A 14,079-nucleotide genomic window follows, 5' to 3' on the forward strand; every position below is an offset into this window, starting at 1 on the left:
AAAAAACTGCAGGCGAACTGAGTTTTCATAGAGTTGCCTCCAGTCTGAAAGGGTTCATCCATTTTAGGGTGAGCCTTTTTCTTACAATAAGTAAAAATAACATAAAAATGAGTAAAAATTCTGAAATTATTAATTGGCCTTTAGAACTATAATGAAATGGATGCATGTTCAATCTGGAGTGGAAGGGTGAGTTTAATGTCACGATCGTATTGGTTGACGAATGTACGCTTGGAAAATGGTTTTACTTATAATGAAAATGAAACGGTTACCGGCACTGAAACCGGAAATTACCACATCAAGATTGAAAATGGAAAAATATCCTCGATTTTATTAGCGGAGGAATCGATAACAGATCAGGATCCACAGCATGATGTTCAAGGACTCCTGATGGTCCCTTCGTTTAAGGAAATGCATATTCACATTGATAAAACGTACTATGGCGGTCCGTGGAAGGCTTGCATGCCTGCCATAAATGGCGTGAAAACCCGGATAGAGGAGGAGCAGGCTTTACTTCCTGAGTTATTGCCTACCGCTAAAGCAAGAGCAGAAAAAATGCTGGATTTATTATTGGGCTTCGGATCTACCCATATACGCACCCATTGTAACATTGACCCCGTTATAGGTCTGAAAAATTTAGAGGCCACCATTCAAGCGCTCGAAGGATATAAGGATAAATTGACGTATGAAATCGTCGCATTCCCACAGCATGGACTATTACGCAGCAATTCCGCGGGACTAGTAAGGGAGGCCATGAAGAATGGGGCGAATCTGGTAGGAGGCGTGGATCCCGCCACCATTGATGAAAATATAGAACGCTCTCTTGAAACGATCATGGATATCGCGGTTGAATCGAATTCCGATATCGATGTCCATTTACATGATCCGGATCACCTTGGACTCTTTACCATGCAACGTCTCGCTTCGATGACGGAAGACGCAGGGTGGCAAGGAAGGGTAACGGTTAGCCACGCCAGCGGTTTGGCAGATCTTTCCGTTGCAGAGGCTACGGGTATAGCCGAAAGGTTTTCGGAAACAGGAATATCCATTACATCCACAGTGCCTATCTTCAGAACGATCCCCATTCCCCTGCTCCATGAAAAAGGGGTGAAAGTTGAACTGGGCAATGACAGCATCACTGATCATTGGACACCCTTCGGCATCGGTGACAATCTGGAAAAGGCCGGTCGCCTTGCTGAGAGGTTTCGCATGATTGAGGAACGTTCTTTAGCTAAAAGCCTGCAGTTCATAACAGGAGGGAAGACCCCATTAAACCAAGACGGGGTCAAGGCATGGCCCAATGTCGGGGATGAGGCGAATATCGTTTTGCTTGAAGCAAGCTGTTCCGCGGAAGCGGTGGCCAGAAGGTCAAAGCGTGCCGCTGTCATTTTCAGGGGCAATGTTGTAAGCGGATCTATTTCATCGTTCGAGACGACAGGTGTTTAATCTTCTATTAAAGAGAGTGATTCAATGAATGAACCATACTGGCTTACAAACGTTACACTTGATAGTGGATTTGTTTTTGAGAATGAAAGAATCGATCGAACGAAGACAGCTTCATACAACATGTATATAAAAGACGGGATCATTGAGGAATTGCAATTGGCTTCAAGTATGCCTTTGAAAACGGAAACGCCCGTCCAAGATGCGGGAAACTTGCTTGCACTTCCGCCTTTTAAAGAGATGCATAACCATCTGGACAAGACCTATTTAGGACTGCCATGGAAATCATGCACTCCGGTTCCGGGTTTAATCGAACGCTTGAAATTAGAAGCGGAAGAGCTTGCCGAACTGGCTGAAACTGGGCGGCTCCGGGCTGAACGGATGCTTCAACTATTGTTGAAAGGCGGTGCGACGCATGTAAGGACGCATGTTAACATTGACCCATACATCGGTATGAAGAACTTGGAAGAAATTCAGAAGGCGTTAAGCAGTTTCAAAGGGAAAATGACATACGAGATCGTGGCTTTCCCGCAACATGGACTGCTAAGAACGAATTCAAAAGGGTTGATGAGACAAGCGATGAAAGAAGGGGCGTCTTTGGTGGGAGGCCTGGATCCTGGCGGAGTGGATAATAATATAGAAGCTTCCCTCTATGAAATGATGGATTTAGCTGTTGAATTTGATGCAGACATTGATATTCATATACATGATCCCGGTCATCTTGGTTTTTATACGATTAAGAAACTCGCTTCTTTAATCGATGAAGCAGGCTGGAAAAACAGAGCGGCTGTCAGTCATGCCTTTGCCCTTGGGGATGTTTCCAGTGGGGAATCAAATGAATTGGCCAGTGAATTATCAAACCTGGGGATAGCCATCATGTCCACAGTTCCGATTAACCGGGTCATTCCCCCAATTGATGTACTGCATGAAAAAGGTGTCCGCGTTGCTCTCGGATGTGATGGCTTTTATGACTCCTGGTCCCCATTCGGTACAGGGGATATGCTGGAAAAGGCAGGTCGATTGGCAGAGAGGTACAACTGGAAGGACGAGTATGGATTGTCTCAATCGCTCCAATTCATTACGGGCGGGGTCAGGACACTGGACCATGAAGGAAATCGTTTATGGCCGAACGTGGGAAATGAAGCAAGTATGGTATTAGTGGATGCATCTTGTGCTGCCGAGGCAGTTGCCCGGAGATCCACGCGTTCTGCGGTCATGGTCAATGGGAATCTGGTTTACGGCGGACTCGACTGTGAATCCGCCTTGAATGTGAAGGGAATGTCAATTTCAAGAAGGGAATGAAGGGCATGAATACAATCTATTGGTTAAAGAATGTTCGTATGGAATGTGGTTACCGAAAAGAGAATGATAGAGTTACAGGAACAATAACCGGTCTATTCCATCTGTTGATGGAGGATGGAAGGATCACGAAGATCGTTAAAGATGGGGAGTCCATACCTAATGATCTGCCAGCGGAAGATGCAAAAGGATTGCTGGCGTTACCCTCCTTCATTGAAAAGCATGTCCATCTTGATAAGACACTGATGGGGGATGTATGGAGAGCATGCACGCCTTCTAAAAGTGTCATTGAACGCTTTGAAAATGAGAAGAGGGTGCTGCCTTCCATTGCAACAAGCACATGTAAACGGGCAGAGTCTTTACTGGAAATACTTTTAGCTTCTGGCTCTACACATGTACGGACCCATGTTGATATCTACCCGGAAGTGGGATTGCAGAACTTAGACCAAGTCCAACAGGCGCTTGCTGGCTATTCCAATAGACTCAGTTCAGAAATAGTCGCATTTGCGCAGCACGGATTGTTGCGGTCGGGGTCTGTCCAGCTTGTCAGGGAGGCATTGCGAAACGGAGCGGGAATCGTCGGTGCAGTCGACCCAGCCACAGTCGATAACAATATTGAAGCTTCGCTCGTGCAATTGATGGATTTGGCAGTGGAAGCGAACGCTGATGTGGACCTGCATTTACATGATCCCGGCCACTTGGGCACGTTCACCATGAAACGTTTGGCAGCCCTGACCAAGCAAGCAGGCTGGGAAGGCAGGGTAGCATTAAGCCATGCGTTTGGCATAGGGGACGTATCCAGGGAAGAAGCCTTTGAGCTGGCTGACATCCTTAGGGATGCGGGGATTTCTATCGTCACAAGTGTCCCTATTAACAGACAGATGCCCCCTGTTGGTTTATTACATGAAAGAGGGGTTGAAGTATCAGTAGGGAATGATAATATCTTTGATGTATGGTCACCTCTAGGGAATGGTGACATCCTAGAGAGAGCCGGCAGGCTGGCAGAACGCTTCAAATGGATTGATGAAGTCTCCCTCTCCCAAACACTAGGGTATATAACTGGCGGAAAAACCCCATTAGACGAAAAGGGTAACCAGGTATGGCCGAAAGTGGGGGATGCCGCAAGCCTGGTGTTAATTGACGCAAGCTGTTCTGCAGAAGCAGTTGCCAGGCGTTCTGAACGTAAAGCGGTCATTTACAAGGGTAACTTGGTTTCCGGTTCACTATATAAACAAAAGCAGTCAATAGACTTGTAGGGCTAACCCAAGGATCTCTGGATACTTCCGGATTTCCTTTTTCTTTTGGGGATTGAAAGTCTCGGAATGCAGGTAGTCTGCCATGTTCGCTCCCGTGTACTTTTACTTACTGTGATTTTTTTTGCTATATTGGTTAAGGACTTGCTTCCCATGTCATTATTTTTTTGCCCAATATGCTTTATACAGGATAAAATGGACTACGATTCCAAAAGGGCTGGTTAACAATTTCTATCAAATTAAAGGGTTTGGCTTCCGCTTGTCCATTTGCCTTGTAATCGAGTCCAGCCAACAAATTAGCAAGAAGCCGCGGCCTTTGTTACTATTAATGGTAAACGCTGTCATTTTGCATGGAATCTGCATCTTTATTTTGGCATGATGATGGCAGCAGAACCGCAAAGCGTAAGAGGACTTTGATCCCTTTGTTGCCATGTGTTCAAGAAATGACAATCTGGGGACCGCGTCCATTAGCATGGTGTTGTCCTATGAAGGGCGATTAAACCATGTATTCACCATGAGCTTAAAAAAGTATCATGTTCAAAGGAGATGGAATCTATGAAAAGTTGGAGATCTTCCGTGACTCTATTTTCTTCTTTTCAATGGTTGTTTTTTATTTTTGCAAATACGGTAGTGGTGCCCATATCGATTGGCGCAGCTTTTGATCTTCCTCCCAGTGTTACGGAAATGACCATGAGAAGCTCGCTCATTTTCACCGGGATCGCTTGCGTGATTCAGGGTTGGAAGGGGCATAAGTATCCCATTATGGAAGGGCACTCCGGTCTATTATGGGGAGTGATGCTGAATTTAGGGTTATCTGCACCATCCATAGGGCTCGGTTATGCTGAAATAGGAGGGGGAATAGCTACTGGTCTCATTGCAGCCGGTGTCGTGACCCTCATTATATCTGGCTTCAACCTGATTTCTTATGTCCAGAAGATTTTTACTCCCATGGTCATGACCGTTTACTTATTCCTTCTGACGTTCCAGCTCATTTTTGTCTTTTTTAAGGGGATGCTGGGGATTACGGAGGATGGGGAAATTAACATCCCGGTCAGTTTTCTATCATTGGGGATTGTCTTTTTAGTAAGTATATTAAAAATAAAAGGACCAAGGACCATAAGCAATTTCTCCATTTTGATCGGAATTGTTGTGGGATGGATTTTTTACTCGCTGCTATTTCCAGAGGACGGGGGAGAAATGGGATCGACGGGTGCCTCTTTTTCCTTGTTCCCATTAGGCACTCCAAACCTGGAATTCGGGATAATAGCGATTTCTTTTTTTGCAGGCTTACTGAATTTGTGTAACACGTTCGCTTCCATTCAAGCCGCATCCGAGTTAATGGGGGATGACGCTGACCACAAGCAGTATCGAAATTCTTTATTCATGACTGGCGGATTTACCATTTTCGCTCCGGTGCTTGGCCTTGTGCCGTATACACCTTTCACTTCATCCATCGGATTTTTGCAAAGCACGCAAATCTATGAGCGGAGGCCCTTCTTATTCGGAGGCATGTTGTTGACCATGATTGGTCTCATTCCTCCGTTTATCTCTTTCCTGGCCAGCATGCCAATAACAGTCGGGAACGCTGTATTGTTCGTCGCTTACCTTCAACTGTTTGGAACGGCTTTCAACAGCGTCAAGGGTCAGCATTTCACTTCAGACACGATATTCAGGCTTGCCGTACCAGTATTGATCGGAGTGAGTTTGATGAATATCCTGCCCAATGCATTTGCGGGCGTTCCCACGCTTTTACAGCCCTTTTTGACGAATGGGCTCATAATGGGGGTATTGATATCAATCGTGCTGGAAAAATCGGTAAACTGGAATCGCTATGAACAACTGCAGAACTAAGGTGACTTTTCATGCATATCCTGATGACCGATTGATATGGCTATACATAAATGATCCTCCATTGAAGTGTCTTGTAAGGACCTAATTTAAGAGGTGAGCATGAAAACCGGAAGGATATTATCCTTCCGGTTTTCTGCTTTTTCATTTGGTTTTTAATGGTGATCAGGCATTCGACGTGAACGGGATTTAGTAAAAATAGGCTTTTTCATCAGTGGCAATACCCACTCCCCTTACATATTTTGTTGGAGGGATACTTGATGTGGTGTTAATTCCCTGACCATTTCGTCCCGTTTTTTTTTATCTATTCCAGGCACTACCTTATAAATAATACACGGAGGTTATATAAAATGTATGAATTTCAAAATCAATTGCAAAATCTGAATGTTGATGATTTCCAGGTAACCCAGCCAGTTCCTTGGGAACAAAACCAGTACAATTTGGATGATTCGTCTCGACAATTCATTGGTGTGGGTGGTTGTTTTGGTTGTTTTGGCTGTTTCTTGTGCTTTGGTTGCTTTGGTTGCGGTGGTCGTTGCGGTCGTTGCGGTCGTTGTGGTGGATGCGGACGCTGCGGAGGGTGCGGCGGTCGTTGCGGACGTTGCGCCGGTTAAGGTTTCAGGTCTAATAAAGAAAAGTCCCTGCGGTGCAGCAGGGACTTTTCTTTATTAGACATAAGGGACAAATTGTCGTACATAGGATTAAAGTGAAGTGCTGAAGCAGAACGTAGAATGCTTTGGGTTAGGAGGAGCGGAATGGTGAATTTGACCCCTTCTATGCGTTTGAAAGTGAAAAGGGATACGTTTTTTCTACCAGAACCAAACAGAGGTGTTTATTTCAGGAATAATATAAGTTCGTTCCGAATGGAGGGCAGCACGATCGTCCAATGGATTGAAAAGTTATTGCCGATGTTCAACGGGGACCATACATTAAGTGATTTGACGGATGGATTGCCTGGCCCGTATCGGAACCGTGTCATGGAAATTGCCGAGGTTTTGTACGCGAATGGGTTCGTTCGGGATGTAAGTCAGGACAGTCCCCATCAATTAGGGGATCAGGTTCTTGAAAGGTATGCTTCGCAAATCGAGTTCCTCGACAGCTACGGCGATTCCGGGGCATACCGTTTTCAAGCTTATCGAAAGGGAAGGGCTCTGGCAATAGGCTCTGGCCCACTGTTCCTTTCAATGGTGTCCGCGCTGATCGAATCCGGACTGCCCACATTCCATACCCTGATTACGGACACGGTACCGACCAATAGAGAAAGGTTGAAGGAAATCGTTGCACATGCTCGTAAGTCGGACGAAGAGGCAGCGATAGAGGAGGTCGTGCTTGACAAGGGAGCGGGGATTGAATGGCAGGAGATCGTGCGGCCTTTCGAATCGATATTATATGTGTCACAGGAGGGTGATATTAAGGAATTAAGAGAACTTCATTCGGTTTGCAGGCAAGGGAAAAAGGTCCTGTTTCCTGCATTGATCATCAATCAAATAGGCATGGCTGGCCCGCTTGTCCATCCGGATTCCAAAGGATGCTGGGAGTCAGCGTGGCACCGTTTACATCAAACTGTGCTGGAAAAGGATCAGGCTTCGACTTCTTTTTCCTCCACAGGCGGAGCGATGTTAGCCAATATAATGGTTTTCGAGTGGTTCAAAGAGGCTACAGGTGTCACAACTGCAGAACAAGCCAATCAATTCTATCTGTTGGATATGGAAACATTGGAGGGAAAGTGGCATCCATTCATTCCTCATCCGGGGGTGACGGGAAAAGGGGCTGCTAAATGGATTGAAGATTTTGATCAGCGGCTTGAACAGAAATCGGGCCGGGGTGAGCCGGGGAAAGTGTTCATGCATTTCAGCCGGTTGACATCGGCCGAATCCGGAATCTTTCATACTTGGGGAGAGGGCGATTTAAAACAGCTGCCGTTGGCTCAATGCCGCGTTCAGGTTGTGGATCCGTTGTCGTCAGGTCCAGCCGGACTTCTGCCTGATATTATCCGTTCAGATCTGACGCATGAGGAAGCGCGGAGGGAAAGCGGTCTGGCAGGGGTTGAAGCATATGCATCCCGGACACTCAGCCAGCTCGTTCAGACTCTTCCTCCGATTGAGGGAGCAAGCGGAATTAAGGAATCCATCGGTGTCGGAGCAGGTGAAACATTTGCTGAATGTATTTGCCGTGGGCTGCAAAGCAGTTTGGATACAGAGTTTGGAAATAAGGAGTTCAACCAGGAGAAACTTGTGTCGGTGCAGTTGGCCGATGTGGATGATGAACGCTGCCGGTATTATCTACAAGCGCTGACCCGGCTGCAAGGAGATCCAATCATCGCGTTGGGTGAGGAAGTGTCCGGTTTCCCAGTTGTTTGGGCAGGAACGAGCGACGGCTGGTCTGGCGCTGTCGGTTTGAATGTAACGATCGCATTACGGAACGCGCTGCAAAAGGCAATCATGAAAGTTCAGAACCAGACCGTTTGCCTCACAGCTCCAGATCTAGTGGCATCGTCTGTTCTTAATGAAAAAAAGGTGAATCTTGTGATTCCTTCGTGCGAGGTAACAGGGAATTCCGAGGTAGTACAGACCGCCATTCAAGTCCTGAAGAAGAATAAGAAGCGGATCTTCGTTTTCGAATTAGAACTGGAACCATTCTTTAAGGAAGAACTGGCAGGTGTGTTTGGGGTATTTTTGCGAGAGGAGGAATCAGGGTGAAAACTGACGTATTGGTTGTCGGGGAAGGAGTGTTGGCCGACCATGTTCATGGGGACCTGTCCGGCCAATATCAGGTCAATCGCCAAACCGATTTCGAGGCAGGAATACCGCAAACGACGGCTTTGGTCCTTTTGCTGCAAGATGCTTGGAATCCCACTGTCCATCAAAAGGCGGAAGAGGTGATAAGAACAGCTGGCATTCCATGGCTGCGGGGGTTCGTATCATTTGGAGAGGGAGTGGTAGGTCCGCTGGTGCGCCCGGGTATTATAGGTTGCTCACAGTGTGCAGACCAAAGACATTTCATGGCCGGGCGTGATCGTAAAGAAATGTGGGGAATCCGCAAACAGCTGCAAGAAAATGGGGGGATACAGCGTGATGTGGCGGCATCACGCACAGGCCTTTTGCAGATGGCTCACCTGATTGGTGCAGAGGTAAGGAAGGTGATGAAAGGAGAACACGCCCGTTCGGAAGGACGTGTATCATTAATCAATCTGAAAACGCTGAACGGCTCGTGGCACTCTTTTTTACCTGATCCCTTGTGTCCTGTTTGCAGCCAATTACCTGATGACTCGAAGGATCGTGCAAGGATTGCGTTACAGCCAAGTCCGAAAATAAGTCCCGACAGTTACCGGACCCGTTCAATGGAGGATCTGAAAGAAGTTCTGGCCAAGGATTACTTGGATCACCGCACAGGATTCTTGAATAATAAAATGATAGACCTTGTGCCGCCATTTGCCGATGTAAGTGTTAATTTGCCTTTATTCATAGGAGATGAGGGGGCGGCAGGCCGGACTCTCTCATACGCCATCAGTGAGATGACTGCCATATTGGAGGGATTGGAAAGGTATTGCGGAATGGAGCCCCGCGGCAAACGGACAGTCATACATGACAGCTACAATAACCTGAAAGATCATGCGCTCGATCCCATCAAGATAGGGGTGCACTCGAAGGAACATTATGCACAGCGGGATTTCCCGTTTCAACCGTTTGATCCTGATCGCTCGATAGATTGGGTGTGGGGCCATTCATTTTTGCAAGAGCGGCCGATCTTGGTCCCGGAATTGCTTTCCTATTACAGCTTGGGCTGCGGAGATGGATTCGTCTATGAAACTTCCAATGGCTGTGCATTAGGGGGAAGTTTGGAGGAGGCCATTTTCTACGGCATCATGGAAGTGGTGGAACGTGATTCGTTTCTGCTGACCTGGTACGCGCAGTTGCCCCTCGCACGTCTTGACCCCTATTCTGCAAATGACAAAGAACTGGAATTGATGATTGACAGGGCAAGGGCGGCAGCGGGGTATGATATCCATTTGTTTAATGCGACCATGGAACACGGTATACCAAGCGTATGGGCGTTGGCAAAAAACAGGAAACAAAAAGGATTGAATCTCATATGTGCGGCAGGGGCTCATCTGGACCCGATCCGGGCGGTGAAAAGCGCGGTCTTCGAGTTGGCAGGCATGATGCTGACCCTTGACGATAAATTGGAAGAGAACCAGGAGGAGATTGAGAAAATGCTGCATGATTCCTCACTGGTACGGAAAATGGATGATCATGGCATGCTGTACGGTTTACCGCAGGCCGAGGAGCGACTGCAGTTTCTGCTGGATGATGACCGGCCGATGCGAACATTCGATGAAGAATTCGGGAAAAAGGTGAATCATTCAGACTTGACTGAAGATCTGCAGGATATCCTTCAGGAGTTCCGCCGATTGAAACTCGAGGTGATCGTGGTGGATCAGACGACACCGGAGATTGAACGGAATGGATTACATTGCGTGAAAGTGCTGATCCCGGGGATGCTGCCGATGACATTCGGCCATCATCTTACCCGCATAACGGGGCTTGAGAGGATACTGAGGGTTCCGATGGAACTTGGATATGCAAAACGGCCGCTTGAATTCGAACAGATCAATCCGCATCCGCATCCTTTTCCATAAGCGGTGACTTAGGAGGTAGGAGGATGAGTCTAGAGGCATTTCTGCACAATTTGCATTTTGACATCGAAAAGGCAAGTCCGCCGGATTGGGAAGTGGATTGGGATGATGCACCACTAACGTATAAGATTTACCGTGACTTGCCTGTTTTTCCACTATCACTGGAGGTGCCGCTGACGCTTGAGGGGGGCAATGGCCCTTCAAAGCTGGACCTCGAAGGAATCGGTCATTTCCTCTGGTATGCATATGGCCTGACCCAAGTCAGTCAGGTACCGAGATCCTCGGAATCCGAGGACCTCATGCAGTCATTCAGGCGTTTTCCGGCATCAGGGGGAGCTTTGTATCCAAGTGAATTGTACGTGTACTTGAAGATGGAGGAAGTGCCTGCTGGCGTATACCACTATGATGCGGCACACCACCGGTTGGTATTGCTGCGGGAAGGGGATTTTGATTCATATGTAACAAAGGCTCTTGGTGAAACCTTTGATATGTCCTCATGTTTTGGGACGGTTTTTGTATCGACGATGTTTTGGAAAAACTTCTACAAATATAATAATTTTTCATACCGCCTGCAAGGTCTGGATGCGGGGGTGCTCATTGGACAGTTACTCGAAGTTGCGAAACGATTTGGAATCGAATCTGGGGTTTGCTTCCAATTCCTTGACCGGGCCATCAATCATCTGCTCGGGCTTTCGGAAGAGGAGGAGAGCACGTATGCGGTGATTCCCTTATCGGCAGAACCAGCATTTTGGTGTACGGATGAAAGCTACAGTGACGGACTTTTCACTTCGACGGAATTATGCAGGGAATTGACGGGGATTCAGCCTGAACACTATGTTCGGTCGAAGAGGATCAGGGAATTTCCGATGTTAACTAAAATGAATGAAGCATCCATGATCGAGTCCACCCAATCATTCCGGCCGATCGCTCCAAAGAATAGGGCCGAATGCGAAGGGCATGTAGTAACCCTACCTATCGTTAAAAGGTTATCCCATGATTTGGCAGCGGTTTGCCGAAAGCGGTTTTCACCTGAAATGGACTTCGCTCTAGGGAAAGTCAGTCAACTGCAACTGGCGGCTCTCCTGCAGGAGGCAACCGCCTCGTTCTCCTATCGAAATGATTTGGATGGAACAAACGAGAACAACGAACATCGCGTTTCCTTATATGTTTGTTTGTATAATGTGGAAGACATTCAAGATGGTGCATACCATTATGACAGCACGACACATTCATTACGACAGATACAATCAGGAGATCATCGGCTCCGACTGCAATACGGAATGTCCCTCGATATCATGAACTTTCAGGAAGTGCCGATATGCATACATGTAGTTGGCGATCAAGATCATTCCAAAAAGCAGCTTGGATATAGAGGGTACCGCATCCAGCAAATGGAGGCGGGGATGCTCGTACAGAAATTACTGATAGCGGCCTCAGCTCTCGGAATGAACGGGCACCCGCTGCTCGGTTTTGATGTGAATATGTGTGATGAACTTTACAAGATCGGTGGTGGTCCCCAAGGAAAAACGAGCCTTATCCAAGTCCCGATCGGCCACTATCGGAATCGTCCTTGGCTGAAGGGGAGTCTGCATTGTTGAAAAAGATGAAACGAAAGCTTCCATTTCATTTAAGAAATGGAGGCTTTCGTTTTTATTTTGTAGTGCAGCTTCTATCCTAAGAGTGCAATAATCTCTACTGAAGATTATACTGAAATAAAAGATTTTACTACTTTTGGGAATGAATAACTATATAAAGTTAATAATTTAGTACGCTTTAAACTAAACATTTTAAAGGATGTAGCTTATGGAATGGAAAACTGACAGAAAATCCAAGAAGCCTTTATATAAACAAATAGCAGCTTACATCGAGAGTGGCATTGCTGATGGAACATTTTTATTGGATAAGCCGCTACCGTCTGAACGCTTCTTGGCAAGTGAACTGGGAGTTAACAGAAGCACAGTTGTTGCGGCTTATGATGAATTGGAAGCAAATGGGCTAGTTGAACGAAAAAAAGGAAGCGGAACGATGATCAGCAAGGATATCTGGGGAATTACTCGAAAACGTATACCTAGTTGGAATAGATATATCGAAGCGGGTTCTTTTTTGCCCAATATGCCAGTAACCCAAAGAATTCGTAAAGAGACGGAAGGGCATAACCTTATTAACTTAGCTAGTGGGGAACTTTCAGAAGACTTATTTCCAGTCCAATCCTTACGTGAAATCATTTCTAACAGGTCCTTCATTGGTAGCTTAGGTTATGATCACCCTCAAGGCAATGCGGTTTTAAGGGAAACAATAACCAAACATGTTAAACAGTATAGGAGAATTGACACGCATCCATCTTCTATACTCATTACGTCTGGTGCACAGCAAGCCATACATCTGGTGGTCCAATGCTTGTTAAAGCCAGGAGATGCCGTTGTATTGGAAGATCCATCATATAGTTACAACCTTCCCATCTTTCAATCCGCGGGGCTAAGAATTTTTCCTTTACCAGTTGATAAAGATGGCATCAACCCAGAGGATTTACTGGAACTCCATAAAAAACATCGGATCAGGATGATCTTTTTGAACCCTGTATTTCAAAATCCTACAGGAACTGTCCTTCATATCAACCGTCGTAAAAGGATTCTTGAACTTTCATCCGAATATGGAATACCGGTCATAGAAGACGATCCTTATAGTTTAACTTCCTTTGCTGGGGAAGAAATTTCCACTCTTAAGTCGATGGATAACAACGGAAATGTTTTATATATAAGCTCTTTGTCAAAAATTGTTGCTTCCGGTTTAAGAATTGGGTGGATTATAGGACCGAAACCAGTTATAGAGAGACTATCTGATGCTAAGCAGCAGGTTGACTTCGGTCATGGCTCATTCACTCAATGGATAGCAAACGATTTTTTGGATTCAGAGTATTTTCCTGCCCATATTGCCTACTTAAGGGGGCAACTGGAAAAAAGAAGGGATGCAATGGTTTCGAGTCTTCAACAATTCCTCCAAAAAAAAGTTGATTATAATTCGCCAAATGGTGGAATTCATTTGTGGTGTAAGCTGAAAGTGCCATTGAACGAAATAAAGTTACTGGAGGAATCCATCAAAAGAGGAGTCATATACGTTCCGGGTTCAACACTAGGTACAAATAAGGAATACGTACGCTTTACTTTTGCAAGGGAAAATGAGGAATCCATTCACGAAGGCATCAAAAGGTTTGCAGAGGCTGTAAAAAGTTTATAATCATATGCTTTGATATTCACGAGAGAGAGTCATGATGATTCCATGATTCCAGACTGTAGACAAACTTGTTCGGTTTGCCTGCAGTTTTTTAATTAAAAAGTTCCGTTGATTTCAGAAATCCGCTCCCTTTCCGCCGACTGTCTGCCAAGCCTCCTCGACGCAAGCGCCTGTGGTGTCTCGGCTAGCCAGTAATTCGGCAGGAGTGTCGCAAATTTCTTCAATCTATTGAGGGTTTCATCCATAAAAAGTAAAAAAACATGAAGGATAACCAGCTCTTCTTTAAAATCATGGTTCAGGATGAGACCATTACGAACCATGATTTTAAAACAAAGTTGATTGGAACGTAAGGTACGAGACTCCTGCGGGAAG

General features: G+C 46.0%; 10 protein-coding genes. 9 read left to right on the plus strand and 1 reads right to left on the minus strand.

What is annotated here, in order from left to right:
• The first annotated feature begins 195 nt into the window (after nt 1-195).
• The 9 genes from QUF94_RS05450 to pdxR all read left to right on the plus strand — a co-directional run bounded on the left by QUF94_RS05450 (nt 196) and on the right by pdxR (nt 13,710).
• Nucleotides 196-1,443, plus strand: a complete 1,248-nt coding sequence (locus tag QUF94_RS05450) for an amidohydrolase family protein (protein ID WP_289314945.1) — start codon at nt 196-198, stop codon at nt 1,441-1,443.
• A gap of 24 nt (nt 1,444-1,467) precedes the next feature.
• The gene (locus tag QUF94_RS05455) at nt 1,468-2,742 is read left to right on the plus strand and encodes an amidohydrolase (RefSeq protein WP_289314946.1); all 1,275 of its coding nucleotides are present in this window, start codon (nt 1,468-1,470) and stop codon (nt 2,740-2,742) included.
• 5 nt (nt 2,743-2,747) lie between these two features.
• Nucleotides 2,748-3,995 (plus strand): amidohydrolase, encoded by a 1,248-nt coding sequence (locus QUF94_RS05460; protein WP_289314947.1) that lies wholly within the window; start codon nt 2,748-2,750, stop codon nt 3,993-3,995.
• Nucleotides 3,996-4,547: 552 nt separating this feature from the next.
• Nucleotides 4,548-5,843 (plus strand): uracil/xanthine transporter, encoded by a 1,296-nt coding sequence (locus QUF94_RS05465; protein WP_289314948.1) that lies wholly within the window; start codon nt 4,548-4,550, stop codon nt 5,841-5,843.
• A gap of 347 nt (nt 5,844-6,190) precedes the next feature.
• Nucleotides 6,191-6,454, plus strand: a complete 264-nt coding sequence (locus QUF94_RS05470) for a heterocycloanthracin/sonorensin family bacteriocin (RefSeq protein ID WP_289314949.1) — start codon at nt 6,191-6,193, stop codon at nt 6,452-6,454.
• Between the two features lie 141 nt (nt 6,455-6,595).
• Nucleotides 6,596-8,539: a putative thiazole-containing bacteriocin maturation protein gene (locus QUF94_RS05475; protein WP_289314950.1), complete on the plus strand. Its 1,944-nt coding sequence runs from the start codon at nt 6,596-6,598 to the stop codon at nt 8,537-8,539.
• A complete protein-coding gene (locus tag QUF94_RS05480; protein WP_289314951.1) occupies nt 8,536-10,479 on the plus strand; it encodes a TOMM precursor leader peptide-binding protein in 1,944 nt (647 codons plus the stop codon). The genes QUF94_RS05475 and QUF94_RS05480 overlap by 4 nt, the downstream gene beginning before the upstream one ends.
• Before the next feature lie 23 nt (nt 10,480-10,502).
• Entirely contained in the window at nt 10,503-12,074 is a 1,572-nt protein-coding gene (locus tag QUF94_RS05485) for a SagB family peptide dehydrogenase (protein WP_289314952.1), read from the plus strand.
• Between the two features lie 205 nt (nt 12,075-12,279).
• Entirely contained in the window at nt 12,280-13,710 is a 1,431-nt protein-coding gene (pdxR, locus tag QUF94_RS05490; protein WP_289314953.1) for a MocR-like pyridoxine biosynthesis transcription factor PdxR, read from the plus strand.
• A 92-nt stretch (nt 13,711-13,802) separates the two neighbouring features.
• Here pdxR and QUF94_RS05495 read toward each other — a convergent pair whose 3' ends face one another.
• Nucleotides 13,803-14,027 (minus strand): hypothetical protein, encoded by a 225-nt coding sequence (locus tag QUF94_RS05495; protein WP_289314954.1) that lies wholly within the window; start codon nt 14,025-14,027, stop codon nt 13,803-13,805.
• Nucleotides 14,028-14,079: the final 52 nt, after the last annotated feature.

The sequence above is a fragment of the Peribacillus sp. NJ4 genome (assembly GCF_030348345.1).
Classification (GTDB): Bacteria; Bacillota; Bacilli; order Bacillales; family DSM-1321; genus Peribacillus.